Origin of the sequence: Yersinia fenwicki, assembly GCF_043099325.1 — a bacterium.
Classification (GTDB): domain Bacteria; phylum Pseudomonadota; class Gammaproteobacteria; order Enterobacterales; family Enterobacteriaceae; genus Yersinia.
The window spans coordinates 1,855,235-1,881,102 of the sequence record NZ_CP170755.1; the positions used below are offsets into that span (position 1 = coordinate 1,855,235).

A 25,868-nucleotide genomic window follows, 5' to 3' on the forward strand; every position below is an offset into this window, starting at 1 on the left:
AGCAAGCGTTTGTGCCTCAGCACTTTTTATCGGAAAAGGCGGCAGACAGAACACCATGATTATTTGAGGAAAGAAGATGACCCGTAACTTAAACAAAGATACCCAAGTGTGTATTTCTCTGGCCGCCAGACCCAGCAACTTTGGTACTCGTTTTCATAATTTTTTGTACGATGCCATGAACCTCGATTACCTGTATAAAGCCTTCACTACTACGGATCTGGCCGCGGCAATCGGCGGTGTGCGGGCATTGGGATTCCGGGGTTGTGCTATTTCAATGCCGTTTAAAGAGGCGGTTATCCCGATGGTAGATGAGTTGGATGCCTCTGCCGCAGCAATTAATTCGGTTAATACCCTAGTGAACACTCATGGTTATCTGAAAGCGTACAACACCGACTATATCGCTATCGCGAAGTTGGTGGAGGGTTATCAGGTGTCTACAGATAAAGTATTTGCATTGCGTGGCAGTGGTGGGATGGCGAAAGCCGTGGCTTTTGCACTGAAAAATGCGGGGTTTAAGCAGGGTTTTATTATTGCAACGAACGAAAAAACCGGCAAAGAATTAGCCGAACAATCCGGTTACACCTATCAGCCTGACATGCAGGGTGTTGAAGCCGATGTATTAATCAATGCCACCCCTGTGGGGATGTCGGGGGGGAAAGAGGCCGATAACATGGCCTTTACTGAAACTGAGGTTGAACATGCCGAGGTGATTTTTGATGTGGTGGCTCTGCCTGCGATGACCCCGTTGATAAGCTACGCCAAAGCACAAGGAAAAATCGTTATTACTGGCGCTGAAGTCTTTGCTATTCAGGCGGTTGAGCAATTTGTGCTGTATACTGGCATTCGTCCAGAGCCCGCTTTGTTTGAAAAAGCAGCGGCTTATGCCCGCGCTCAATGATTGAGGTTGAAATCAATAGAAATTGTCGCTCATACTACGCATTCCTCATTTTTATCATGATCAAGGAAATGCGTAATGGCCGAAGAAACGATTTTCAGCAAAATTATCCGCCGTGAAATCCCTGCCGACGTGGTCTACCAGGATGAACTGGTGACCGCGTTTCGTGATATCGCCCCGCAGGCACCAACTCATATCTTAATCATTCCTAACATTCTTATTCCAACTGTGAATGACGTCACAGCAGAACATGAAGCAACATTGGGTCGAATGATCACTGTGGCTGCTAAACTTGCAGAGCAGGAAGGGATTGCTGAAGATGGTTATCGTCTGATCATCAACTGCAATCGGCATGCAGGGCAGGTGGTTTACCACATTCACATGCATCTGGTCGGTGGCCGTGAGTTGGGCTCGCTGTTGTCACATAAATAGCTTGAAGTATGGCAGGACTATAACTGAGGTAAGCCTATGCGCCCTATGAAGGCGTTTTTATTGCCGGTGATAGCGCTCGCGTGTATTGCGACATTGCTGGGGTGCAGCAGTCCGAAAGGGATTGCGGTGAATAAGCAGCAAACCGTGGTAATGGATTCGTCTGTGCTGACGGCGGGCATTTTGGCTTCTCAACCTGCAATTTCAACATCATCCGGGAATAATGTAGCGCGCTCGGTGATAACCAATAGCCAGAGTAAACCGATAAAAATAAACTACCGCTTTTATTGGTATGATGCGCAGGGCTTGGATGTGCCGCCGCTCGAAGCGCCACGGTTTATCGTTATTGCGCCAAATGATGATGTGGATATTCAATCAGTTAATAATAATTTTAATGCGCGTAGTGCGCGTCTTTATTTATTCTTATAACCCTGTATTTTTATAACAGCGCGGTTCTTATTATCGTGCTATTGGAGTGGGACAATGAAAAGGTATTTATCTGTCGCTCTGGCGGCACTTGTGCTGACGGGGTGTATCACTAAGCCACCCGTTGAGCCAACCACACCACCCGTGACCATCGAACCCGTCACCCCACCGGTTCCTGAAACTCCACCACCGGTAGACAACGTACCGCCGCCACCAAAGATGGAGCAATCTATTGATTGGGCCGCCAGTGTTGAGCCTTTGGTGGCACAGATGGTCAACAGTAACGATGTGGCAAATGGCAGCATATTGCTACTCGATAGCGTTAAAAATAATACCAATGGCAGATTACAAACGGCGAAAGCCACCTCGGCATTGCACCAAGTGCTGTCATCAAACAAAAAATTTGTGTTGATCTCGCCACAGCAATTGGCGGTTGCCAAGCAAACATTGGGGCTATCAGAAGAAGATAGCCTGGGCTCACGTAGTAAGGCCATTGGTCTGGCTCGCTACGTCAGTGCCCAATATGTGCTATACAGTGATGTGAGTGGTGATGTGAAGTCACCCACCATTGAAATGCAGTTGATGCAGGCACAAACCGGCGAAATTATCTGGTCAGGTAATGGCCCAGTTAAGCGCTGATCCTTCCCTGTATGCACTTATTGAAAGGATCAAGCCGTCGGCAGATGTTATGCCCGACGGTTTAATTCATGCAGCCGATTTTATTAAGGCAGATTGGCATATTAGCCCGGTATCTGGCCTGACCGGTGAAAGTTGGCGTATTTCTTACCCGTCAAAGACGAATGCGAGTATTAACTGCCTGGCGCGTGAACAATCGATTCAGAAAACCCAACTGGGAGTGGACCGGCGGCGGGAGCGCAAGTTATTGCAACATGTGGCTGGCCATCATTTGGCACCTACTATTATCGCTGCAGATCAACACTGGTTAGTGGTTAACTGGATCGAAGGTGACGTTGTCACTCAATCACAATTCATTGAATTATCAAATAATGGGCAGCTGGCACAGCTACTGACGCGGTTGCATCACCTGCCCGCCAGCGGTTATCGCCTGGATTTGCGTGCTCAGCTTATCCGTTATGCCGGGCAGATTGATACCAAACGCCTTTCACCGAGCTGGTTACGGTTGCATCAGCATTTTTTGCGTAGATCACCGCCGCAACCGGTGAAACTGGCACCTCTGCATATGGATATTCACCCCGGTAATCTTTTGGCGACTCCCTCCGGGCTGAAATTGATTGACTGGGAATATGCGGCTGATGGCGATATTGCTCTTGATATTGCCGCGCTATTTAGTGGCAATGGTTGGTCAGCGCCCCAGCAACAGGCTTTTGTACAGCACTATTGCCAGAATGAGCAGGGCTACTCTGATGTTGATCGTTTATCCCGTCAGATACAGCGCTGGCTGCCGTGGGTTGATTATCTAATGTTGATGTGGTTCGAGGTGCGCTGGCAGCAGACTGGGGACAGCGAGTTTTTGCAATGGACGGTGCCGCTGCGCCAGCGGTTTAATCTGTCCTTTTGATTTTTTAATATTAAATTTACGAGGTTGTCGTGGGTCCAGTGATGTTAGACGTTGCCAGCTATGAGCTGGATGCAGAAGAACGTGAGATTTTAAAGCACCCGCTGGTGGGCGGCCTGATTTTATTTAGCCGTAATTTTCATGATGCCGAGCAACTGCGCGAGTTAGTCCGTCAGGTAAGGGCTGCCTCCCACGAGCGTCTGGTGGTGGCGGTCGATCAGGAAGGGGGCCGGGTACAGCGTTTTCGTGACGGTTTTACCCGCTTGCCTGCAGCTCAGTCTTTCGCGGCGATTAATGATGCGGCCACTGCGGCGCAGTTAGCACAAGATGCAGGCTGGCTGATGGCGGCCGAAATGATATCAATGGATATCGATATTAGCTTTGCGCCAGTACTGGATATCGGTCATGTCAGCGCGGCTATCGGTGAGCGTTCATTCCACAGTGACCCGCAACAAGCACTGAAAATGGCGGAGTGTTTTATTCGCGGGATGCACAGCGCGGGAATGAAAACTACCGGTAAGCACTTCCCCGGGCATGGGGCGGTGACGGCAGATTCGCATAAAGAGACGCCTCGGGATAATCGATCACTGGCAGAAATCCGCACTCATGATATGGTTATATTTCGCGAACTGATTGCGCGGCGATTACTGGATGCCATTATGCCTGCCCATGTGATTTATACTGAAGCTGATGCGCGTCCGGCCAGTGGTTCGTCTTACTGGCTCCAAACCATATTGCGCCAAGAGTTAGGGTTCGATGGCATCATTTTCTCTGATGACTTGTCGATGGAAGGGGCAGCTATCATGGGCAATTATGCCGAGCGTGGGCAAGCCTCTTTGGATGCAGGCTGCGATATGATTTTGGTGTGTAATAATCGTCAGGGCGCGGTAAGTGTGTTGGATAATCTGTCGCCAGTCAAAGCAGACCAACTGGCATGCTTGTATCATTCTGGGCAGTTTGACCGTCAGGCGTTGATGGCATCACCGCGTTGGCAGCAGGCGAATAAGGCATTAACGGCACTCAGCGAACGTTGGGATGCACATAAGTCGCGAGGATAAATATGATAGTCTATCTACATGGTTTCGATTCCAACAGCTCTGGCAATCACGAGAAAGTCCTGCAACTGCAATTCATTGATCCCGATGTGCGTTTCATCAGTTACAGCACTTTGCATCCTCGCCATGATATGCAGCATTTATTGAAAGAAGTGGATAAGGCTATTCAGCAGAGTGGAGATGCCAAGTCACTGATTTGTGGTGTGGGGTTAGGGGGATTTTGGGCCGAACGAATTGGTTTTCTGTGTGGTATCCGTCAGGTTGCCTTCAATCCCAATCTTTATCCGCAAGACAATATGAGCGGTAAAATTGACAGGCCGGAAGAGTATGTCGATATCGCCAGTAAATGTATTAGTGATTTTCGCGAGAAAAACCGCGATCGTTGTTTAGTCGTGTTGTCTCGCAATGATGAAATGCTCGATAGCAAGCGCACTGCCGGTGACTTACATCCTTATTATGAAATTGTCTGGGATGAGAAACAAAGCCATAAGTTTAAAGATCTTTCCCCTCATCTGCAGCGCATCAAGGCGTTTAAAACTCTGGGGTAAATAATCAAATTAATCGGGATTTGTTAAAAACTGGTTAATTGTAATGCCAGCTGTTCTGTGCAATTTGGCTTGAAAAAAGCGTTTCGCCTGCTTTTTTCAAGCTATTTTTATGACAAAAAAGGGCAAAACTGACCTTTATCTCCCACCCAATAAAAAAAATCTAAACCGTGACTAAACGCTAACTATTTGAAACCTATTCCAGAAAAAATCCTCCCGCCGGTACTTTAATCAAAAAAAATTGATATATATCAATTTTGGTATGACCAAATAACCCTGCATGATATTCTGACTCAAGTTTATTGAATTGGTATCTTCGAACCCTATGTTATCTAAGGATATTATTCCTTTACCCTTAGCTAACAATTGGTTCACATTTAGGGGGTCATTTTGACAACGCCGAAGAAAAAAATCGTTATTATTGGTGGTGGTGCTGGCGGTCTTGAGCTGGCAACTAGTCTGGGTCATAAGTTGGGGCGCAGCAAAAAAGCTGAGATTGTTCTGGTTGACCGTAACCACAGCCATCTGTGGAAACCTTTGCTCCATGAAGTGGCCACTGGTTCTCTGGATGATGGCGTTGATGCATTGAGCTATCTGGCTCATGCGCGCAACCATTATTTCAATTTCCAGTTGGGATCGTTAACGGATATTAACCGTGAAACCAAAACTGTCTGCCTGGCTGAGATTTGCGATGAACACGGCGATGTGCTGGTAACAAAACGTGAATTGTCTTATGACATTTTAGTGGTCGCTCTGGGCAGTACGTCGAATGACTTCGGTACCCCAGGCGTGAAGGATCACTGCATCTTCCTCGATAACCCACATCAGGCCCACCGTTTCCATAATGAAATGCTTAACCTGTTCCTGAAGTATTCAGCGCAACCGGGTGAGAAAGGCAAAGTTAATATCGCGATTGTTGGCGGCGGTGCCACCGGTGTAGAGCTGTCTGCAGAGTTACATAATGCGGTAAAACAACTGCATAGCTACGGTTTTGAGGGTTTGGATAACCAGGCATTAAATGTCACGTTGGTTGAAGCAGGTGAGCGTATTCTGCCAGCATTACCGCCACGTATCTCGGCGGCGGCACATCAGGAACTGATTAAACTGGGTGTGCGTGTATTGACCAAAACAATGGTTACTAGCGCTGATGAAAAGGGCCTGAATACCAAAGATGGTGAGTTTATTAATGCTGATCTGATGGTATGGGCGGCAGGTATTAAAGCGCCGGACTTTATGAAAGATATTGCTGGGCTGGAAACCAACCGTATTAACCAACTGGTGGTTGAGCCAACGCTGCAAACAACCCGTGATCCGAATATTTTTGCTATCGGTGACTGTGCTTCTTGTCCACAGCCAAGTGGTGGTTTTGTGCCGCCGCGCGCGCAATCAGCACATCAGATGGCCAGCCGCTGTTACAGCAATATTTTAGCATTGCTCAATGAGCAACCACTGAAGCCATACATTTATAAAGATCATGGTTCTCTGGTGTCGCTGTCGAAGTTTAGTACAGTCGGTAGCTTGATGGGTAATCTGATGCGCGGTTCTATGATGGTGGAAGGGCGTGTTGCCCGTGTTGTTTACATTTCATTGTATCGTATGCATCAAGTCGCATTGCATGGCTATACCAAAACTGGCCTGATGATGCTGGTGGGCGGGATTAACCGGGTTATTCGCCCGCGCCTGAAACTCCACTAATTCACCTTCGTCCTTGACGCTACAGGGGTGTTAGCTGCGCGCACTTACCCGAATCACTGACAAGGGTCAGCTCATCGGGGTGCATTTGCTGGCTGCCTACCTGTAACGCCAATGACTTTGGAGAATGTTTAGAGCTTTAAATTTGCCGCTGCCAGTTAATGATGGCGGCGGTTTCTGGTTGCAGACAAACGCCAACGACTCGATCTTGCACGGTGAGGACAGGGAGAAGAGTAAAGCGTCCACGCCACGTATGGCGCGGCTCGAGCCCCCAGGGACGGGTTTACGGCGTCTTTACGATCTGCCTGTTTTCACCGCTACGGGTACTTTGTCATCAACTTCACAGCTGCGCACGTTTTGCTAAAGTCATTCGCACGTAATGTCAAATTTTTAGCATAAAACTCTGCAGCAATAAATCACCACAGTCAGATTCCTCCTAAACACATTCATTCACACCTATTATCTGGGTGTTTCGTCCATTTGTCTTATTGCTAGGTTAAAGCACATTGTGCAGACTTCTCGATAGAAACACACGGCGAGTCACGCACGCCGTAATCCGGGAATAATGGGCAGCCCTGAATGCCGGATGCTGTCAGGCCATTGTTTTCATTTTGAAGCTCTGGGGCAGAAGATGCGTGGTAACACTTTCAGGAGGATTTCCTGTGAACAAATCAATGTTAGCAGGTGTGGGTATCGGTATTGCGGCCGCTCTGGGAATTGCCGCTGTCGCGAGTATGAATGTATTCTCGAGCGCACCGCAATATGCACAAGTTCTTACTGCGACACCGATTAAAGAGACGATTAAAACGCCTCGCCAGGAATGTCGTAATGTGACCGTAACTCACCGTAAACCGGTGCAGGATGAGAATCAAATTGCGGGTTCAGTATTGGGTGCTGTTGCTGGTGGGGTTCTGGGCCATCAGGTAGGCGGCGGCCGTGGTAAAGATATCGCGACTGTTGCTGGTGCACTGGCCGGTGGTTACGCAGGTAATCGTGTCCAAAGTAATATGCAGGATAATGATACCTATACGACTACCCAACAACGTTGCCAAACTGTTTACGATAAGTCACAGAAAATGTTGGGGTATGACGTAACCTACAAAATTGGTGATCAGCAGGGAAAAATTCGCATGGATCGTGATCCAGGCACGCAGATCCCAATCGATAAAAATGGTCAACTGATACTGAACAACCGAGCATAATACAAAATCTGTTGTCCAAGACCTTGCATTAAGAACCCGCGGTTTAGTGTTAATTCTGATCGTTTAACGTGTTTTATAAGCGAGTGGCATTAACATTGACGCGGGTTTCTCATATCTGAAACCCGCGTCATCAATGGCTTAAGCTACGCGATGCTGAGCAAATGCGGCCAGCAATTCACTGATAAACGTCAATCGCTTCGCACGGTCACTGAGATCCTGCATAAATTTCAATTTGGTTGGTCCTTCCAGTCGGAATATTTGCGGCTGGCGTTGCAGCAAACCAATCAGATAAACCGGATCGACTTTGTTCTTCTCACCAAATTCGATAAAGCCTCCTCGCTCATTACCTTCAATACGTTTGATGCCCAGTTTCTGAGCCTGTTGGCGTAATTCTGCAGTATGTAGCAGATAGCGGGCTGCATCCGGCAGTTTACCAAAGCGATCAATAAGTTCGACTTTCAATTCATCGAGTTCAGTTTCATCGCGAGCACTGGCAATGCGCTTATAGAACGAAAGCCGGACATTCACATCTGGAATAAAGTCTTCTGGCAACAACACCGGCATACGCATTTCAATTTCGGTCTGATTGCTGGTCAAGTCTTCCAGTGATGGCTCTCTGCCTTCTTTCAGTGCATCTACCGCGCTTTCCAGTAACTCCATATATAGCGAGAAACCGATAGTGGTCATCTGGCCACTTTGATCCTCACCTAATAGCTCACCGGCACCACGAATCTCAAGGTCATGAGTTGCCAGAGCAAAGCCAGCACCGAGATCTTCCAGCGACGCGATAGCCTCCAACCGTTTTTTGGCATCGGTGGTCATTGCTTTTGGATTGGGTGTAAGTAAGTAAGCATAGGCCTGATGGTGGGAGCGCCCAACCCGGCCGCGCAACTGATGCAACTGCGCCAGACCAAAATGATCGGCGCGTTCAATGATAATGGTATTGGCGCTCGGAATATCAATCCCCGTTTCGATAATGGTGGTGCAGACCAAAACGTTAAACCGTTGATGATGGAAATCATTCATCACCCGCTCCAGATCCCGCTCACGCATTTGCCCGTGACCAATAGCAATGCGTGCTTCTGGCACTAACTCAGCCAGCTTCTGGGTGGCTTTTTCGATATTTTCCACATCGTTATAGAGATAATAAACTTGCCCGCCACGCAGAATTTCGCGCAGAATCGCTTCTCGTACCACTAAGCTATCGTACTCACGCACGAAGGTTTTCACCGCCAGACGGCGCGCAGGTGGCGTCGCAATAATCGATAAGTCCCGCATACCGCTCATCGCCATATTCAGTGTGCGCGGGATAGGTGTGGCGGTAAGTGTCAGAATATCGACATCGGCGCGCATAGCTTTAATGCGCTCTTTATGGCGCACACCGAAACGATGTTCCTCATCGACAATCAACAGGCCGAGGTCTTGCCAGCGCAGGTCACTTTGCAGCAATTTATGGGTGCCGATAATAATATCGACTTTGCCTTCGGCGGCTTGTTCCAAAATCACTTGCTGCTCTTTGGCACTGCGAAAGCGCGACATCATTTCAATTCGCACGGGCCAGGTGGCAAAGCGGTCGCGGAAGTTGTCGAAATGCTGTTGAGCGAGCAGTGTGGTCGGCACCAAAACGGCAACTTGCTTATTATTTGCCACCGCCAGGAAGGCTGCCCGCATTGCCACTTCGGTTTTACCGAAACCAACATCACCACATACCAGTCGATCCATAGCCAGCGGTCGGCACATATCGCTGAGCACCGCATTGATGGCCTGCTCCTGGTCTGGGGTCGTTTCGAACGGGAAGCTTTGGCAGAACAGCTGATACTGTTCGCGATCGAACTTGAATTTAAAGCCAGATTTGGCGGCGCGCTGTGCATAGATGTCTAGCAGTTCAGCCGCCACATCACGCACTTTCTCGGCGGCTTTCTGCCGTGCACGGCTCCAGGCATCGCCACCCAGTTTATGCAATGGTGCATTTTCGTCAGCGCCGCCTGAATAGCGGCTGATCAGATGCAGTGATGAGACCGGCACGTATAGCTTATCTTCACCGGCATAGGTCAATATCAAGTATTCAGCTTTAATGCCGCCAGCTTCTAATGTGGTAAGGCCGAGATAGCGGCCCACACCGTGCTCGAGATGAACCACTGGCTGACCGGGGCGCAATTCCGCCAGATTGCGGATTAAAGTATCGGTATTAATGGTGCGGCGATTATCCTGGCGGCGGCGGTTCACGCGCTCGCCCAGTAAGTCACTCTCGCAAATCAGCGCTAATTGCTTATCGGTATCGAGGAAACCACGTTCTGAAGCACCAATCATCAAATAATGACCGGGTGCCGTGGCTTGAGATAGCTCGGTTATCAGGGTTGGACTGATTTTTATCCGTGCTAGTAGATCCTGCAGGGTTTCGCGTCGCCCCTCACTTTCTACCGAGAACACGATACTACCGCTGAACGACTCAATAAAGCGCCGCAGATTATCCAGTGGCGCTTTTTGCTGTGCCTGTACGGACAAATCGGGCAGCGGCTGATAGTGTAGGTTAGTATTGGCGGTTTTAGACGGTAATTCTTCGGTCTTGAACTGAACCCGCGGCCACTCTTTTAACTCACTGAAAAGTGAATCAACCCGTAGCCATAATGTTTCAGGTGCCAGCAATGGGCGCATGGGGTCAACACGACGGCTTTCATAGCGCTGGTTAACATCTTGCCAGAAACGCTCCGCAGAGCTTTCCAGCGAACCGGTGTTAATCAATAAGGTATTTTCAGGCAAGTAACTAAACAGTGTCGGCAATGGCTGGTTGAAGAATAGGGGTTGCCAGTATTCAATCCCGGCAGGCCAGATACCTTTGCTCACTTGCTGGTAAATATGTTCCGCATCACGGCGTACTTCGAACTGTTCGCGCCATTGGCTGCGGAATAATTCAATGGCGTTTTTATCTATCGGGAATTCATGGGCGGGGAGTAAGTTTATTTGATCAACTTCGGACAGGGTGCGCTGCGTATCCACATCAAATACGCGTAAGCTATCAATTTCATCATCAAAAAAATCAATACGATAAGGCTCTTCACTGCCCATCGGATACAGATCAAGTAAAGCCCCGCGGGTAGCAAATTCACCGTGCTCCATGACCTGGTCGACACTGCGATATCCCGCTTGCTCAAGCTGCGCGCGTAATTTATCTCGCGACAAGTGCTGGCCTTTTTTCATGACCAGCGCATGACCATGCAGGAATTCGTGCGGACAAACCCGTTGCATCAGAGTATTAATCGGGAGAATGATAACACCGCGTTCCATTGTCGGAAGGTGGTACAGACAAGAAAGGCGGGCCGAAATAATATCCTGATGGGGTGAGAAACTGTCGTAAGGCAGCGTTTCCCAGTCGGAAAGGGTATTCACCGGACGGGGGGAAAACTGCTGAATTTCATCACGCAGTCGCAGCGCCGTTTGCATATCCGGGGTAATTAACATTACCGGGCCATTATGACGCTCAATGATTTCTGCACACTCGACGGCGCAAGCGGAACCAGTCAACTGGCCTAACTGGCGGGTGTCGCCACGGCGCGTCGGCAATGAATAACGATGTTGTTGGGACATAAGCAGTTAAACAGTCTCTTTATCAGGACGAATCATCTCGGCGGCTATCCTAGCATGCGAACAGCTATAGCCACAGATTGACGCTTTGATTTGGAATAAAATCCGGAGATATATCCAATAGATCTCAAGGTGCAGGAAGGCGGCAAGCGAGAAAATCCTGATGAGCTTACTCAAGTAAGTTATTCGGATTAACGAGCGCGGCCAACACACCTGTAACTTGAAAGATGAAGGATATAGGCGGTTAATGGTTCCATAAAGCGGTAGTACCCTTTATTATCCTCGATCACTTTGCTTTAGCAACAGGATCTAAACAGATTTCATGTATCAACCTGTCGCATTATTTATTGGCCTGCGTTATATGCGCGGGCGTGCATCTGACCGTTTCGGTCGGTTTGTTTCATGGCTTTCAACCATTGGTATCACACTCGGCGTGATGGCATTGATCACAGTGCTATCCGTGATGAATGGTTTCGAGCGTGATTTGCAGGATAATATTTTGGGGATGATGCCGCAGGCGCTGATTACCACGCCTCAAGGCTCCCTTGACCCAAATAAAATTCCTGCTTCATCACTGAAGTCACTGACTGGCGTTACCGATATTGTGCCGTTAACCACCGCTGATGTGGTGCTGCAAAGCGCGCGCAATCTCTCTGCTGGAGTGATGTTAGGTGTTGACCCCAATCAGCATGAACCTCTGGCTGACTACTTGGTTAATGTGCACCTGAAAGATTTACAGCCGGGTAGCTACAATATGATTCTCGGTGAAAAACTGGCCGGTCAATTGGGCGTTAAGCGCGGTGAAACACTGCGTCTAATGGTGCCAAGTGCCAGCCAATTCACCCCGATGGGGCGCATCCCTAGCCAGCGCCTGTTTAATGTTATTGGCACATTTGCCGCTGACAGTGAAGTTGACGGCTACCAAATGCTGGTTAATCAGCAGGATGCATCACGTCTAATGCGCTATCCTGCAGGTAATATTACCGGTTGGCGTCTATTCCTTTCACAACCGCTGTCCGTGGATAGTTTGAGTCAACAGACCTTGCCAGAAGGCACGGTATGGAAAGATTGGCGTGAGCGCAAAGGCGAGCTTTTCCAGGCTGTGCGGATGGAAAAGAACATGATGGGGTTACTGCTTAGCCTGATTATCGCTGTCGCTGCCTTTAATATCATTACCTCTCTGGGCCTGTTAGTGATGGAGAAACAGGGTGAAGTGGCTATTTTGCAAACTCAGGGCTTAAGTCGTCGTCAAATTATGTTGGTGTTTATGGTGCAGGGCGCCAGCGCAGGGGTTATTGGCGCATTGCTCGGTGCCGGCTTGGGTATTTTGCTTGCTAGTCAATTGAACACCATTATCCCAGCTCTCGGTTTATTGATTGATGGCGCGACCTTACCCGTTGAAATTAATCCGGTTCAGGTGACCGTGATTGCCCTATTGGCAATGGCGATTGCTTTGCTTTCTACGCTTTATCCTTCCTGGCGCGCTGCCGCCGCACAACCTGCCGAGGCCTTACGCTATGAGTAATCATCCTTTATTACAGTGTTTAAACCTGTGCAAACGCTATCAGGAAGGTCAACTACATACCGACGTCTTGCGCAATGTGTCCTTCACTATCGAAGTCGGTGAACTGATGGCGATTGTCGGCAGTTCAGGTTCAGGTAAAAGTACTCTATTGCACTTGTTGGGTGGGCTGGATTCACCGACTTCCGGCGAAGTGATTTATCAAGGGCGCTCGCTGAACCAAATGTCTTCCACCGCAAAAGCTGAGTTACGTAATCGTGAGTTAGGTTTTATCTATCAATTTCATCATCTACTACCAGATTTCACTGCATTAGAAAATGTCGCTATGCCACTCCTCATTGGCGGTGCCAAACCGAGTGAAGCACAGGATAAAGCTCGCGCGATGCTGGTGGCTGTGGGGTTGGAAAAGCGTAGTAAGCATCGCCCATCTGAACTATCCGGTGGTGAGCGTCAGCGCGTGGCGATTGCGCGTTCGCTGGTGAATAACCCGTCGCTGGTGTTGGCTGATGAGCCGACTGGTAACCTCGATCAACGGAATGCCGACAGCATCTTTAATTTGCTAGGTGAATTGAATGTTCGCCAAGGAACCGCCTTCTTAGTGGTCACACACGATTTGCAATTGGCCAAACGTATGAGTCGTCAGTTGGAAATGCGTGACGGCCAGCTACAGCAGCACTTGACGTTGGTGGGGGCGCAATAGTGGCAATCGGGATGGGCGTTTCGCCACTTTCATTGTTAATCGGTTTACGTTTTAGCCGTGGTCGCCGTCGTGGCGGAATGGTGTCACTCATTTCGGTGATATCCACTTTGGGCATTGCATTGGGTGTGGCTGTATTGATCGTCGGCTTAAGTGCAATGAACGGCTTCGAACGTGAGCTAAAAAACCGTATTTTGGCGGTGGTACCACATGGCGAAATTGCGGTGGTCAATCAGCCATTTAGCGGTTGGCCGCAAACTTTACAGCGGATTGAAAAAGTGCCCGGTATTGTGGCTGCGGCACCTTATATCAATTTCACCGGTTTGATTGAAAACGGCACCCAGCTGCGCGCCGTACAGGTCAAAGGTGTTGATCCCGAGGCTGAACAGCGACTTAGCGCATTGCCGAGTTTCGTCCTTGATCATGCCTGGGACAATTTCAAAGCCGGTCAACAGCAGATTATTTTGGGCAAAGGTCTGGCCGATGCCTTGGGTGTTAAACAGGGGTCATGGCTGACAGTAATGATCCCTAATAGCGACCCTGAGATGAAATTACTGCAACCCAAGCGAATTCGCTTGCAAGTGGCGGGTGTTTTTCAATTGAGTGGGCAACTGGATCACAGTCTGGCATTAGTACCTTTAATGGATGCGCAGCAATATCTGGATATGGGTGATAGCGTTACTGGTATAGCCATCAAGGTCGATGATGTCTATAACGCCAACAAACTGGTACGCAGTGCCGGTGAAGTCTCGAATGCCTATGTGTATATCAGTAGTTGGATTGGTACCTACGGCTATATGTATCGTGATATCCAAATGATTCGCACCATCATGTACTTAGCGATGGTACTGGTTATCGGGGTTGCCAGCTTTAACATTGTTTCCACTCTGGTGATGGCGGTTAAAGATAAAAGCAGCGATATCGCGGTGTTACGCACATTAGGCGCTAAAGATGGCCTGATACGAGCCATCTTTATCTGGTATGGCTTGATGGCAGGGCTGATCGGCAGTGTCAGCGGCGCGGTCGCGGGAGTGATTATCTCTTTGCAATTAACCAACATTATCCGTGGGTTGGAAAAACTGATCGGGCATCAATTTTTGTCGGGAGATATCTATTTCATCGACTTTTTGCCGTCAGAACTGCACTGGTTTGATGTGGCTTGTGTGCTGGCGACCGCATTGGTGTTGAGTTTAATTGCCAGTTGGTATCCGGCTCGTCGTGCCAGTAGTATTGATCCGGCGCGGGTGCTGAGCGGGCAATAATTATCCCCGCCATATTTCAAGCTGCATGTGCGTTGGCTGCCTTCATTACTCGGCCCGTCCATGGGCCTCGCCTCTGCGAGGCCGCTGTAAACAGCGTTCAAATCGGTTCCAGACCGATTTGTCACCCCAGTCACTTACTCATGTAAGCTCCTGGGGGGTTACTCAGTTGCCGCTTCCTGCAACTCGTATTATTTAGGGTATATAAGGATAACTTTATGTATTACGGTTTTGATATGGGCGGCACCAAAATTGAGTTAGGCGTTTTTGATGCTAACCTGCAACGAATCTGGCATAAGCGCGTCCCTACACCACGCGAAGACTACTCGCTATTACTGCAAACATTACATGACCTGACACGGGAGGCCGATGAGTTTTGTGGTATCAAAGGCAGTGTGGGTATCGGCATTCCCTGCTTACCCAACGCTGATGATGGTACGGTATTTACGGCGAATGTGCCCGCGGCAATGGGGCAATCCCTACAAGGTGACCTTTCCGGGTTAATCGGGCGCGAAGTTCGAATCGATAATGATGCTAACTGTTTTGCATTGTCAGAAGCCTGGGATCCTGAGTTTCGCCGCTATCCAACAGTACTAGGGCTGATTCTTGGTACTGGCGTCGGTGGTGGGCTAATTGTGAACGGCAATATTGTTAGTGGGCGAAACCATATTACCGGTGAATTCGGTCATTTCCGTTTGCCAGTAGATGCGCTGGATATTCTGGGTGTCGATACTCCACGAGTGCCTTGTGGTTGCGGCCATAAGGGTTGTATTGAAAATTATATTTCAGGGCGTGGTTTTGAATGGATGTACAAACATTTCAACCAGCAATCTTTGCCTGCAACTGAAATTATTGCAAACTATAACATCGGTGAATCCAAGGCTATAGCTCATGTTGAGCGTTTTATGGATGTACTGGCTGTTTGCTTAGGTAATTTATTGACTATGCTGGATCCCCATCTCGTCGTAATCGGTGGTGGATTATCTAATTTCGAGCATATCTATCAAGAACTGCCGAAACGGCTACCGCAGCATTTATTGCGAGTAGCTCGATTGCCGCGCATTGAAAAAGCGCGTTATGGTGATGCGGGCGGTGTTCGTGGGGCGGCGTTCCTGCATTTGTCTGAGCGTTAGTGAATCAATAGCAAATAAAAATAGATAAAATAGAGGCAAAAGGTTATGCGCATTCGTCATCGGTTGTGTCGGTTTCGTAAGAATAAGCACTTGCGGCATCAACGTTTTCGCTCTCGTATCTTTCATCGAGACAGTGCCGCAACATCCGAAATGAAGAAGCCGTTTGTGGTGGTTCTGACGGGGGCCGGTATCTCGGCCGAATCGGGTATTCGTACTTTCCGTGCGGCAGATGGTTTGTGGGAAGAGCATCAGGTGGAAGATGTTGCCACCCCAGAAGGATATCGTCGTGACCCTGAACTGGTTCAGGCTTTTTATAATGCACGCCGCCACCAGTTACAGCAGCCTGATATTGCGCCAAATGCCGCCCATTTCGCATTAGCTGATTTGGAAGCCGTGCTGGGTGATAATTTCTTACTGGTGACTCAGAATATAGATAATTTGCATGAGAGAGCGGGTAGTAAGCGCGTTATTCATATGCATGGTGAGTTATTGAAAGTGCGCTGCACCCAGTCAGGCCAGGTACTGGATTGGCCGGGGGATCTCAGTGCGGATGAGCGCTGTCATTGTTGCCAATTCCCATCGCCACTGCGCCCACATATTGTGTGGTTTGGTGAGATGCCGATGGGCATGGATGAAATTTATCAGGCGCTGGCTGAGGCTGATTTCTTTATTTCAATTGGCACCTCTGGCCATGTCTATCCTGCCGCCGGGTTTGTCCATGAGTCGAGCTTGCACGGTGCTCATACTGTCGAGTTGAATCTCGAGCCTAGCCAGGTCGAGAGTCAGTTTGATGAAAAACACTACGGTTTAGCCAGTAAAGTGGTGCCAGAATATGTGCGCGAATTTTTAACCACGCGCGGTGAAAACCGGCAAGGTGACTAATTACCTTGCTGAATAAGAGCCGCAATGTGATTAGCGGCTCTTATTCACTCGACACTGTTCCTGGTTTGTCTTTTTTTATTCTGGCTTAAGTTTGTCTAAAACTGACCTGACGCAATATTTGATGGTGATCACTTCCCCATAATGATATTCACTATTATGAGGGTGGGCCCATGGACAAATTACTCGACCGCTTTTTCAACTATGTTTCTTTTGATACACAAGCAAAAGCCAATGTAAAATCCGTGCCGAGCACTGAAGGGCAGCGCAAGCTGGCTCTGGCGTTACAACATGAGTTGCAGACGCTGGGGTTTTCTCAGGTGAGTTTGAGTGAGCACGGCTGTGTGATGGCAACTTTGCCTGCCAATGTCTCCTGGTTGGTTCCTACCATTGGTTTTATTGCCCATCTTGATACTTCACCTGATTTCTCAGGTAAAAATGTTAATCCGCAAATTGTAGAAAACTATCGTGGTGGTGATATTGCTTTGGGGATAGGCGACGAGGTTTTATCGCCGGTCATGTTCCCCATCTTGCATCAATTGCTTGGGCATACTTTGATTACCACTGATGGCAAAACCTTATTGGGTGCGGATGATAAAGCGGGTATTGCAGAAATTATTACTGCTATGGTGCGCTTAAAGCATAGCAATATCCCGCATGGTGATATTCGTATCGCTTTCACACCAGATGAAGAAGTGGGGAAAGGTGCGCGCTTCTTTAATGTGGCAGAATTTAACGCTCAGTGGGCCTATACCGTGGATGGTGGCGGTGTCGGTGAGCTGGAATTTGAGAACTTCAATGCCGCATCAGTGACCATAAAGATTGTCGGAAATAATGTGCATCCCGGAAGTGCCAAAGGGGTGATGGTCAATGCGCTATCACTAGCAACACGTTTCCATCAGGAATTACCCACGGATGAAACCCCTGAAAATACAGATGGTTATGATGGATTCTATCATCTGCAAAGTATTAAAGGCACAGTCGAACGTGCAGAAATGCACTATATTGTACGAGATTTTAATCGCGATGGTTTTGAAGCACGTAAGAAGAATATGGTGAATATTGCTAAACGGGTAGGCAAAGGTTTACACCGTGATTGCTATATTGAAATCGTTATAGATGATAGTTATTACAATATGCGAGAGCATATTATTAAACATCCACATATCATCGAGATAGCCGAGCAGGCGATGCATGATTGTGATATTACCCCAATCATGAAGCCGATACGTGGCGGCACTGACGGCGCGCAGTTATCCTTCCTCGGTTTACCTTGCCCTAATATTTTTACGGGTGGCTATAATTATCATGGAAAACATGAGTTTATAACGCTGGAAGGGATGGAAAAAGCGGTGTCGGTTATCCTGCGAATTGCTGAATTGACGGCGAAACGCGCTAAAGAATCATAAGTTTATCAATCACCCCAAAACGTTGAAATTAATGACAAAACTATTTATAACACAGTGAGTTAAGGGTTGACCGTACCTAGGGGCGCTTCGGCGACTTACGTCGCTACGACCCCTGCAGCACGTTTCCCCTTCATTTGACTTTGTCAGCAGTCTGAAATGCCCCGTTTATCGGGGCATTTTTGCGTAATAAGTTCGAAATATCAGTCGTTAAAATACCAATAACCGTTATTCACCAACGCGGTCAGCATTGCCAGGAAGGAAGGGTCTTCCAGCGCATCACCCAACAGCTCGGCATCCACACTGAAGTGTTGGCATAATGCATCAGCGGCTTGTAAGTGTGGTGTATTAATCAACTCACCATTAGCAAAGCACTGATCACCAATACGAAGAACACGCAATCCGCTAAGGCGTTGTAATTTTTCGCCTTGTTGCAATAATTCATAGACATCACCCGCCTGATAAGGGGGTTCAGGTAGCGCGATATCTAGCTCATGGCGCGATTGGGAAATAAATTCACCAAACCAGTTTTGGAAATCCTCTGGTTGCTGGACTAAATCGAGCATCATGGCACGAAGTTTATCAACTTCATGTGGCAACACTTTCGCCGGATGATCGCGTAATTGTAAATCCGGATCGCTGTAGCGATAACTACCCAACTCACGAGCCAGCACATAGTCGGCAAAGCCACTTACCAGCTCGCGGCCATTAGGCGCACGGAAGCCGACTGAATAATTCAAGGCATTTTCCAACGCATAGCCTTCATGAGGGAATCCCGGCGGGATATAAAGGATATCACCAGGTTCCATTTCTTCATCAATAATAGCGTCGAAAGGCCCAACTTGCAGTAGATCAGGGTGAGGACAATGCTGTTTCATTTCCGTTTTCTCACCGACCCGCCAGCGACGACGACCCGAGCCCTGAATAATAAAGACATCATACTGGTCAAAATGCGGGCCGACACCGCCACCCGGGACGGAGAAAGAAACCATTAAGTCATCCATGCGCCAGTCAGAAAGCGGGCGGAATGGGCGCATTAATGCAGCCGCAGGTTCATGCCAATGATCAACGGCTTGCACTAGCAGCGACCAATTATTCTCACCTAAATGATCAAAACTTTCAAAGGGACCATGGGCGACTTGCCAGCGGCCATCTTCATGACTCACCAAACGGCTATCGACTTCATTTTCCATGGCTAAACCAGCGAGTTCATCAGGTGAGAGCGGGTCGATAAAGTTTTTAAAGCCACGTTTGAGGATGACGGGGCGTTTCTGCCAATAGCGTTGCAGAAAATCAGGCCAATCGAGACTGAGTGAGTAATCCATGTTTATTCCAGGATAGGGGGGAACTTGCTGGTGATTATAACGGATGCCAGCTATGAGTATCAGGTATTGACAGGTAAATTTTATTAGTCAGCGTGATAATCATGCTGCTGGCCAAAAGTTACCATCATTCTTGCTCCACCTAAGGGGCTTTCGGTAATGGTTATCTTGCCTTGATACTGCTCAATAATCTCAGCAGCAACAGACAATCCCAGCCCTTGCCCAGGGCGTAAAGTATCAACTCGCTGTCCACGCTGGAAGATCAACTGTCGTTTACTCTCTGGAATACCCGGTCCATCGTCGTCAACGACAATAGTGAGCTGTTTTTCTGAGTGCAGGGCAGTTATTTCGACGAACTCCAAACAGTATTTACAGGCATTTTCGAGGACATTACCCATGACCTCCATAAAGTCATTCCGCTCCCCAAGGAAAGTCACCTCAGGCGAAATATCCAACGTCAGCACAACGCCTTTGCGTTGATAAACTTTATTTAATGCACTGCACAAGCTATCCAGTAGAGCGGGAACTGAGTGGATCTCGCGAATTAACACATTATGTTCGGAACGCATACTGGCACGATGCAGGTAATAACCGATTTGCTGAGAGATGCGGCTTATCTGTTCTAGCATGATAGGCTCGACTTCCTCGATAGTCGTTTGCTTACCGGTGCGTAAAGAACGCAGCGTCGTTTGCAATACCGCTAGCGGGGTTTTGAGGCTATGAGTCAGGTCTGAAAGTGTCGTGCGATATTTGGTATAACGCTGACGTTCATTGGTGAGTAAAATATTGAGATTACGCACTAAGCTCTGCAATTCTCGAGGTGGATTTTCATCCAACTGATCGCGCTCGCCTTTTTCTAACTGACTTATCTGACTGACGAGTGCTTTGATGGGTCTCAGGCTCCAATAGGCGGCGAGCCAAAGTAAGGGGACAACTAACAGCAAATTCGCGAGTAAGACATAACTAAACCAATTCCAAACCAAATCAGAACGCTGCAATTCCTGTGGAATGGTATCTACAACAACAATCGTGAGCTGTGGCAAACGGGATGTTGCGGGGTAAGTATTCACGGATACCGAGTGAGTCAGGGCACTGTTATCTGTATCGTCATACTTTTTTAGCTGATCTTGCGCTTTCGGGTTATCACCCAACATCATGCTACTTATATGTGTTCCGGTATCCAGCTCATAGAATCCCGGTTTTTGTAGCCAGCTTTTTTCGATATGAGATTCAAGTTCGGGCACATGCCGTTGACGCCACAGTATATTGCCATCTTTATCGTAAATCAGAACCAGTGTCGGGATATTCAGCTCAAGCTCTGGTGGCACCGAGATGCTCAACTTATTGTCATGCCATTGGGCCAGGCTGTAAAATAAATTACTTTCACCACGATGGGCACTGAAGATATTTTTATCAAAGCTGACAATGTAACCGACGACGGCGACCATACCATATGATAACGACAGCGCTAGGATGACACCTGCTGTCGCCATAAGAAAACGAGCACGAAGAGAGAAGGGCTTGCTATTTGTCCTGAACATAATGTCTAGTTGGCGTCAAAACGATATCCCTGACCACGGATAGTTGTAATCACTTCACCCTCATGTTCTGCCAGCAGTTTTTTACGTAAACGGCCCATTAATACGTCGATAGTATGGCTCTCACGTAATTCTGCATCAGGGTAGAGTTGCAGCATTAATGTATCTTTGCTAACTACTTTTCCTGCATTACGAATAAGGGTTTCAATGATAGTGTATTCGAAAGCAGTCAGTTTAATCTGTTGCTGATTGACAGACAACTCCCTGCGAGAGAGATCAATTTGAAATGGCGGAAATTCAATAATCTGGGATGCCAGGCCAATATTGCGTCGCATCAACGCCTGAATTCTCGCTATAACTTCTTCAAGATGAAAGGGTTTGGTGACATAATCATCAGCACCGGCTTCCAGTACCGCAACCTTATCTTGCCAACTTTCCCGTGCAGTGAGCACTAGAATTGGCAAGTTTGTCTGATGACTGCGCCAACGACGGATAAGGCTTAAGCCATCCTCGCCCGGTAGGCCAAGGTCAATAATGGCAATATCTGGGGCATGTTCCTGCAAGAAATAGTCTGCCTCTTTGGCATCTTCTGCTGCATCAACCTGATGGCCCATTTCACGCATTTGCACCGTAAGATGGTGACGCAACAAAGCATTATCTTCAACAACTAAAACCCGCATACAACATTCCTCGATAAGACATTAACCGGGTAATCTAATATTACCCGACAAGTAAAAATTAGAAAAGTGACTTAGAAAGTGTAACGTAAACCTGCCTGCATCGCTTGGTCACTGACTTTCCAGTTATGGTAGGTATAACCTACTTCAGCAGAGAGGCTTTGTGTCAGAGCATAGTCAGCTGTTATGCGCGCTTCGTGGAATGCACGACTATCATAGTTTGCCAAGCGGTAGGCAACATCCAGACCGATATCCTGCGATAACTTGTTTTTGATACCAATTTCGCCAGTAGCGCTATTATAAGTGTTGGTTTTTTTACCATTTTTGCTGGCATCAAATACTATTGCATGGCGACTGCCGCCCACCAAGGTATAGAAATCAACATTGGGTGAGAAGGCGAAATGGTAACCCAACCCAAGGACTGCTTCGGCAAGACCACGATCATTATTGGCGATGCTACTTATACGACCATCAATAAAGAGGTCATTAGCAAAACCATAGCCACCATTGAGGTAGATACCACCCATATCGCGGTTACCGATATGACTGTACTGACTTTGATTAAATTGTTTGTCGAAACGCTCGTTGCTGCTGATTGAACCATATTGCAGGCCACCAGCTACATAAGTGTAATCCGCTGCCATAGCGGCAGTGCATGTCCCCATTAGGGCGATAGAAAGTAGTGTTTTCTTCAACATAATGATAATAGCTCCAGCGAGTGTAACGTCCTTTTGACATCAACAGCATTATCAATGACGATGACTAAACCGGGGCTAAACAGGGGTAGTACGCGAAAGGATAAGAAATTATTCAGGTGGCGTTGATTTGCCACCTGAGGTTGAGACTAACGTATTACTTCAACTCATCGACCATTGTTGGGGCACGACCAATGTAATTGGCGGGTGTCATGGCTTTCAAGCGGGTTTTTTCTGCTTCCGGCAGCGCGAGGCTGTCGATAAAGGCTTGCATGCCTGCCGCATCAACACGCTTCCCTCGGGTCAATTCTTTCAATTTTTCGTATGGTTTTTCAATACCATAACGGCGCATAACGGTTTGAATCGGCTCGGCCAAAACTTCCCAGTTGTGATCCAGTTCCTCCAACAGGTGCGCTTCGTTGACTTCAAGTTTGCTAATGCCTTTCATGGTCGCTTGATAGGCAATCAACGCATAACCCAAGCCTACACCCAAGTTACGTAATACTGTGGAATCCGTCAGGTCACGCTGCCAGCGAGAAACAGGAAGTTTACTGGCTAAATGGCCCAGTACCGCGTTGGACAGGCCCAGATTGCCCTCTGAGTTTTCAAAATCAATTGGATTCACTTTATGTGGCATAGTGCTTGAGCCAATTTCGCCAGCAATGGTTTTTTGCTTGAAATGATTCAATGCAATGTAACCCCAAATATCGCGGTCAAAATCGATCAAGATAGTATTGAAACGAGCCACGCAGTCAAACAGTTCGGCAATATAATCATGCGGTTCAATTTGCGTGGTGTATGGGTTCCAGTTGATACCCAGTGACGTGACAAAACTTTCGCTGAACTGATGCCAATCCACTTCAGGATAAGCAACGATGTGAGCATTATAGTTACCTACTGCACCATTGATTTTGCCTAAAATCTCAACTTGCGACAGTTGACGGAATTGACGTTCCATCCGGTATGCGACGTTCGCCAGTTCTTTACCAATCGTAGAAGGTGTTGCAGGTTGCCCATGGGTGCGCGACAGCAGCGGCAAATCCCGATATTGGTGTGCCAGGGCTTTGATGGAGTCAATAATCTTGCGCCACTCAGGTAAAATCACATCCTGGCGCGCCGTTTGCAGCATTAAAGCGTGCGACAAGTTATTGATATCTTCTGAAGTACAGGCAAAGTGGATAAATTCAGAGACGGCATGTAATGCCGGAACACTTTCTACTTTCTCTTTCAAAAAGTATTCGACCGCTTTTACATCATGATTTGTGGTGCGTTCAATTGTTTTGATGCGCTGGGCATCTTGTTCATTGAATTCTTGCACGATCTTATCAAGGTAAGCGTTTGCGTTGGCATCAAAAGCCGGAACTTCTTTGATTTCTGCACAGGCGGCCAGTTTTTGCAGCCAACGTACTTCGACCTGCACACGGAATTTCAGCAAACCAAATTCGCTAAAGATTGGGCGCAGTGCGCTGACTTTGTCGCCGTAGCGTCCATCAATTGGGGAAACGGCGGTCAGTGAGGATAATTCCATCGGTGGCAACTCCTGAGAAAAGATTTCAAATATGAGCGAGAATACTCTGCGCCTGCTTAAACAGACGATTTCGCGAGAACATTAACTGCAAGCGACTTCCGCCGACTTGTTGCCAAAGCACGGCTGAGCGGATTCCCGCCAGTAGGGTGGCACGAATTTTTGCCTGCACCAGTGTGCTTTGTAAAATAGCGGGTGAGCCAATAACCTGAATGCGCGGACCGAGTGGACTGATAACATCCGTATAAATGGCAGCCAGCGAACTCATCATTGTTTCCGATTCAAGATCGAAATGCGCCAATTGGCGATCAAGCTGACTGATACGTTCACCCAAGGTATTCATCGCCGACTTATTGGCATTGAGCTTTCGTTCCAACACCATCAAGCTCAAAGTGTAGCGGGTCAGTTCCGCTGCTGGCCCCTGGCGGTTGGCATTTAACACACTTTGCAGTGTTTCCAACCCCATTTTTAAGGATTGTTCATTGCCGCCATAGACGGCCAAAGTGGAAGGTGGGTTGGTTTGTAGCAACCCACTGAGCACAGTATTTAATGCACTGTTATCACATTGGCCTTCATGCGCCAATTGCTGAACCAAGCGAGCTGACTGGCAGATTCCGGCCAATGCCAGCGTAATATCATAATAATTTTTCGCCACGGTTACTCCTGTAAACTTCCTTGTTTATGTATAGGTTGAATTAGTTTGCGACTGAACCTGGCAGTGGATAACGCTCTTCTATAATACCGCCACCGAGACAGACTTCACCTTGATAGAAGACCGCAGATTGGCCAGGAGTGACTGCCGCTACGGGTTCATCAAACCGAACCTCGACACGTTGGTCATCCAATCGTGTCACGGTGCAGGGAATGTCCTGTTGGCGGTAACGCGTTTTCACCACACAGCGGAAGGCAGCGGTGACCGGTTCTCTATCAACCCAGTGTAACTGCTGGGCAATCAGCCCCACCGACATTAAACGCGGGTGTTCATGTCCTTGAGCTACCAGCAAGATGTTATTCGCAACATCTTTATCCACTACATACCATGGGTCATCGCCACCTTCTTTGGTACCGCCGATCCCCAAACCTTTACGTTGCCCCAAGGTGTGATACATCAAACCCTGATGTTCACCCACATGCTGGCCGTCTACTGTCATAATTGGGCCGGGTTGAGCGGGCAGATAGCGACCCAGGAAATCACGGAATTTGCGCTCGCCGATAAAGCAGATACCGGTGGAGTCTTTTTTCTTGGCAGTGACCAGGTCAAGTTGTTCAGCAATCCGTCGAACTTCAGGTTTTTCTAACTCACCAACAGGGAACAGGCTTTGAGCGAGCTGTTCGTGGCTTAATGTATAGAGGAAGTAGCTTTGATCTTTATTGCCATCAAGCCCACGTAACAAGCGACTTTTACCGTTAACGTCCTGACGACGGACGTAATGCCCGGTAGCAATATAGTCTGCACCCAAATCTTCCGCGGCAAACTCAAGGAAAGCTTTAAATTTGATTTCTTTATTACACAGAATATCGGGGTTAGGAGTACGCCCGGCTTTGTATTCTTCCAGGAACAATTCGAACACGTTATCCCAGTATTCTGCGGCAAAATTCACTGTGTGCAACTCCATGCCGAGTTTGTCACATACCGCTTGAGCATCGGCCAAATCGGTCGCTGCTGAGCAATACTCTTCGCCATCATCCTCTTCCCAGTTCTTCATGAACAAACCGGCAACTTGGTAGCCCTGTTGCTGGAGCAGGTAGGCGGAAACGGAAGAATCGACACCGCCGGACATACCGACGATTACTTTTTTCTGGCTGTTATCTGACATGGGAGTCTCACTAACGTAAATACCTAAAGCCCCAA

At 48.0% G+C, this 25,868-nt stretch carries 23 protein-coding genes; 15 read left to right on the forward strand and 8 right to left on the reverse strand.

The features are described 5' to 3' along the window. Window positions 1-76: 76 nt before the first annotated feature. The 9 genes from ACF3VQ_RS08330 (at window position 77) to ACF3VQ_RS08370 (ending at window position 7,781) form a co-directional block, all read left to right on the forward strand. Window positions 77-898, forward strand: a complete 822-nt coding sequence (locus tag ACF3VQ_RS08330) for a shikimate 5-dehydrogenase (protein WP_392434659.1) — start codon at window positions 77-79, stop codon at window positions 896-898. A 75-nt stretch (window positions 899-973) separates the two neighbouring features. Next, a complete protein-coding gene (hinT, locus tag ACF3VQ_RS08335; protein ID WP_004873877.1) occupies window positions 974-1,327 on the forward strand; it encodes a purine nucleoside phosphoramidase in 354 nt (117 codons plus the stop codon). Window positions 1,328-1,363: 36 nt separating this feature from the next. After that, a complete protein-coding gene (locus ACF3VQ_RS08340; protein WP_392434661.1) occupies window positions 1,364-1,753 on the forward strand; it encodes a YcfL family protein in 390 nt (129 codons plus the stop codon). 54 nt (window positions 1,754-1,807) lie between these two features. After that, a complete protein-coding gene (lpoB, locus tag ACF3VQ_RS08345) occupies window positions 1,808-2,389 on the forward strand; it encodes a penicillin-binding protein activator LpoB (protein ID WP_392434663.1) in 582 nt (193 codons plus the stop codon). Then, window positions 2,370-3,290, forward strand: coding sequence for a thiamine kinase (gene thiK, locus ACF3VQ_RS08350; RefSeq protein ID WP_392434665.1), 921 nt, complete (start codon window positions 2,370-2,372; stop codon window positions 3,288-3,290). Before lpoB ends, thiK begins: the two co-directional genes overlap by 20 nt. A 29-nt stretch (window positions 3,291-3,319) precedes the next feature. Beyond that, the gene (nagZ, locus tag ACF3VQ_RS08355) at window positions 3,320-4,345 is read left to right on the forward strand and encodes a beta-N-acetylhexosaminidase (protein ID WP_392434667.1); all 1,026 of its coding nucleotides are present in this window, start codon (window positions 3,320-3,322) and stop codon (window positions 4,343-4,345) included. 2 nt (window positions 4,346-4,347) lie between these two features. Next, window positions 4,348-4,890 carry an alpha/beta hydrolase YcfP gene (gene ycfP / locus ACF3VQ_RS08360; RefSeq protein WP_392434668.1) on the forward strand — a complete coding sequence of 181 codons (543 nt, stop codon included), beginning with the start codon at window positions 4,348-4,350 and terminating at the stop codon, window positions 4,888-4,890. Window positions 4,891-5,277: 387 nt separating this feature from the next. Continuing rightward, entirely contained in the window at window positions 5,278-6,582 is a 1,305-nt protein-coding gene (locus tag ACF3VQ_RS08365) for an NAD(P)/FAD-dependent oxidoreductase (RefSeq protein WP_005170669.1), read from the forward strand. Window positions 6,583-7,241: 659 nt separating this feature from the next. Then, a complete protein-coding gene (locus ACF3VQ_RS08370; protein ID WP_392434670.1) occupies window positions 7,242-7,781 on the forward strand; it encodes a glycine zipper 2TM domain-containing protein in 540 nt (179 codons plus the stop codon). Window positions 7,782-7,919: 138 nt separating this feature from the next. On the opposite strand, the gene mfd is transcribed toward ACF3VQ_RS08370, so the two are convergent. Continuing rightward, window positions 7,920-11,366, reverse strand: a complete 3,447-nt coding sequence (gene mfd, locus ACF3VQ_RS08375; protein ID WP_392434671.1) for a transcription-repair coupling factor — start codon at window positions 11,364-11,366, stop codon at window positions 7,920-7,922. Window positions 11,367-11,685: 319 nt separating this feature from the next. Between mfd and lolC the strand changes: the two genes are divergently transcribed. The 6 genes from lolC (at window position 11,686) to pepT (ending at window position 18,262) form a co-directional block, all read left to right on the forward strand. Continuing rightward, a complete protein-coding gene (gene lolC, locus ACF3VQ_RS08380; protein ID WP_392434673.1) occupies window positions 11,686-12,888 on the forward strand; it encodes a lipoprotein-releasing ABC transporter permease subunit LolC in 1,203 nt (400 codons plus the stop codon). Then, window positions 12,881-13,585 carry a lipoprotein-releasing ABC transporter ATP-binding protein LolD gene (gene lolD, locus ACF3VQ_RS08385; protein WP_392434674.1) on the forward strand — a complete coding sequence of 235 codons (705 nt, stop codon included), beginning with the start codon at window positions 12,881-12,883 and terminating at the stop codon, window positions 13,583-13,585. Before lolC ends, lolD begins: the two co-directional genes overlap by 8 nt. Before the next feature lie 11 nt (window positions 13,586-13,596). Then, window positions 13,597-14,844, forward strand: a complete 1,248-nt coding sequence (gene lolE / locus ACF3VQ_RS08390) for a lipoprotein-releasing ABC transporter permease subunit LolE (RefSeq protein WP_392435493.1) — start codon at window positions 13,597-13,599, stop codon at window positions 14,842-14,844. Window positions 14,845-15,059: 215 nt separating this feature from the next. Then, the gene (gene nagK / locus ACF3VQ_RS08395) at window positions 15,060-15,974 is read left to right on the forward strand and encodes an N-acetylglucosamine kinase (RefSeq protein WP_392434676.1); all 915 of its coding nucleotides are present in this window, start codon (window positions 15,060-15,062) and stop codon (window positions 15,972-15,974) included. 45 nt (window positions 15,975-16,019) lie between these two features. Then, window positions 16,020-16,856 carry a Sir2 family NAD+-dependent deacetylase gene (gene cobB / locus ACF3VQ_RS08400; RefSeq protein ID WP_392434678.1) on the forward strand — a complete coding sequence of 279 codons (837 nt, stop codon included), beginning with the start codon at window positions 16,020-16,022 and terminating at the stop codon, window positions 16,854-16,856. Between the two features lie 170 nt (window positions 16,857-17,026). Further along, window positions 17,027-18,262: a peptidase T gene (pepT, locus tag ACF3VQ_RS08405; protein ID WP_392434679.1), complete on the forward strand. Its 1,236-nt coding sequence runs from the start codon at window positions 17,027-17,029 to the stop codon at window positions 18,260-18,262. Window positions 18,263-18,462: 200 nt separating this feature from the next. Here pepT and ACF3VQ_RS08410 read toward each other — a convergent pair whose 3' ends face one another. The 7 genes from ACF3VQ_RS08410 to mnmA form a co-directional block, all read right to left on the reverse strand. After that, window positions 18,463-19,584 carry a JmjC domain-containing protein gene (locus tag ACF3VQ_RS08410; RefSeq protein ID WP_392434680.1) on the reverse strand — a complete coding sequence of 374 codons (1,122 nt, stop codon included), beginning with the start codon at window positions 19,582-19,584 and terminating at the stop codon, window positions 18,463-18,465. Window positions 19,585-19,667: 83 nt separating this feature from the next. Next, a complete protein-coding gene (gene phoQ, locus ACF3VQ_RS08415; RefSeq protein WP_392434682.1) occupies window positions 19,668-21,122 on the reverse strand; it encodes a two-component system sensor histidine kinase PhoQ in 1,455 nt (484 codons plus the stop codon). Between the two features lie 5 nt (window positions 21,123-21,127). Beyond that, the gene (gene phoP / locus ACF3VQ_RS08420; RefSeq protein WP_392434683.1) at window positions 21,128-21,799 is read right to left on the reverse strand and encodes a two-component system response regulator PhoP; all 672 of its coding nucleotides are present in this window, start codon (window positions 21,797-21,799) and stop codon (window positions 21,128-21,130) included. A 71-nt stretch (window positions 21,800-21,870) separates the two neighbouring features. Then, window positions 21,871-22,494 (reverse strand): outer membrane beta-barrel protein, encoded by a 624-nt coding sequence (locus ACF3VQ_RS08425; protein ID WP_392434685.1) that lies wholly within the window; start codon window positions 22,492-22,494, stop codon window positions 21,871-21,873. 154 nt (window positions 22,495-22,648) lie between these two features. Continuing rightward, the gene (gene purB, locus ACF3VQ_RS08430) at window positions 22,649-24,019 is read right to left on the reverse strand and encodes an adenylosuccinate lyase (RefSeq protein ID WP_392434687.1); all 1,371 of its coding nucleotides are present in this window, start codon (window positions 24,017-24,019) and stop codon (window positions 22,649-22,651) included. A gap of 25 nt (window positions 24,020-24,044) precedes the next feature. Next, window positions 24,045-24,671 carry a high frequency lysogenization protein HflD gene (gene hflD / locus ACF3VQ_RS08435; protein ID WP_392434688.1) on the reverse strand — a complete coding sequence of 209 codons (627 nt, stop codon included), beginning with the start codon at window positions 24,669-24,671 and terminating at the stop codon, window positions 24,045-24,047. 40 nt (window positions 24,672-24,711) lie between these two features. Further along, window positions 24,712-25,833, reverse strand: coding sequence for a tRNA 2-thiouridine(34) synthase MnmA (gene mnmA / locus ACF3VQ_RS08440; RefSeq protein ID WP_392434690.1), 1,122 nt, complete (start codon window positions 25,831-25,833; stop codon window positions 24,712-24,714). Between the last annotated feature and the right edge of the window lie 35 nt (window positions 25,834-25,868).

What these genes read in the sequence shown, in the direction of transcription:
- ACF3VQ_RS08330 (WP_392434659.1), top strand. Translation starts at nt 77, where the DNA reads ATGACCCGTAACTTAAACAAAGATACCCAAGTGTGTATTTCTCTGGCC.
- hinT (WP_004873877.1), top strand. Translation starts at nt 974, where the DNA reads ATGGCCGAAGAAACGATTTTCAGCAAAATTATCCGCCGTGAAATCCCT.
- ACF3VQ_RS08340 (WP_392434661.1), top strand. Translation starts at nt 1,364, where the DNA reads ATGCGCCCTATGAAGGCGTTTTTATTGCCGGTGATAGCGCTCGCGTGT.
- lpoB (WP_392434663.1), top strand. Translation starts at nt 1,808, where the DNA reads ATGAAAAGGTATTTATCTGTCGCTCTGGCGGCACTTGTGCTGACGGGG.
- thiK (WP_392434665.1), top strand. Translation starts at nt 2,370, where the DNA reads ATGGCCCAGTTAAGCGCTGATCCTTCCCTGTATGCACTTATTGAAAGG.
- ycfP (WP_392434668.1), top strand. Translation starts at nt 4,348, where the DNA reads ATGATAGTCTATCTACATGGTTTCGATTCCAACAGCTCTGGCAATCAC.
- mfd (WP_392434671.1), bottom strand. Translation starts at nt 11,366, where the DNA reads ATGTCCCAACAACATCGTTATTCATTGCCGACGCGCCGTGGCGACACC.
- lolC (WP_392434673.1), top strand. Translation starts at nt 11,686, where the DNA reads ATGTATCAACCTGTCGCATTATTTATTGGCCTGCGTTATATGCGCGGG.
- lolD (WP_392434674.1), top strand. Translation starts at nt 12,881, where the DNA reads ATGAGTAATCATCCTTTATTACAGTGTTTAAACCTGTGCAAACGCTAT.
- lolE (WP_392435493.1), top strand. Translation starts at nt 13,597, where the DNA reads ATGGGCGTTTCGCCACTTTCATTGTTAATCGGTTTACGTTTTAGCCGT.
- nagK (WP_392434676.1), top strand. Translation starts at nt 15,060, where the DNA reads ATGTATTACGGTTTTGATATGGGCGGCACCAAAATTGAGTTAGGCGTT.
- cobB (WP_392434678.1), top strand. Translation starts at nt 16,020, where the DNA reads ATGCGCATTCGTCATCGGTTGTGTCGGTTTCGTAAGAATAAGCACTTG.
- pepT (WP_392434679.1), top strand. Translation starts at nt 17,027, where the DNA reads ATGGACAAATTACTCGACCGCTTTTTCAACTATGTTTCTTTTGATACA.
- ACF3VQ_RS08410 (WP_392434680.1), bottom strand. Translation starts at nt 19,584, where the DNA reads ATGGATTACTCACTCAGTCTCGATTGGCCTGATTTTCTGCAACGCTAT.
- phoQ (WP_392434682.1), bottom strand. Translation starts at nt 21,122, where the DNA reads ATGTTCAGGACAAATAGCAAGCCCTTCTCTCTTCGTGCTCGTTTTCTT.
- phoP (WP_392434683.1), bottom strand. Translation starts at nt 21,799, where the DNA reads ATGCGGGTTTTAGTTGTTGAAGATAATGCTTTGTTGCGTCACCATCTT.
- ACF3VQ_RS08425 (WP_392434685.1), bottom strand. Translation starts at nt 22,494, where the DNA reads ATGTTGAAGAAAACACTACTTTCTATCGCCCTAATGGGGACATGCACT.
- purB (WP_392434687.1), bottom strand. Translation starts at nt 24,019, where the DNA reads ATGGAATTATCCTCACTGACCGCCGTTTCCCCAATTGATGGACGCTAC.
- mnmA (WP_392434690.1), bottom strand. Translation starts at nt 25,833, where the DNA reads ATGTCAGATAACAGCCAGAAAAAAGTAATCGTCGGTATGTCCGGCGGT.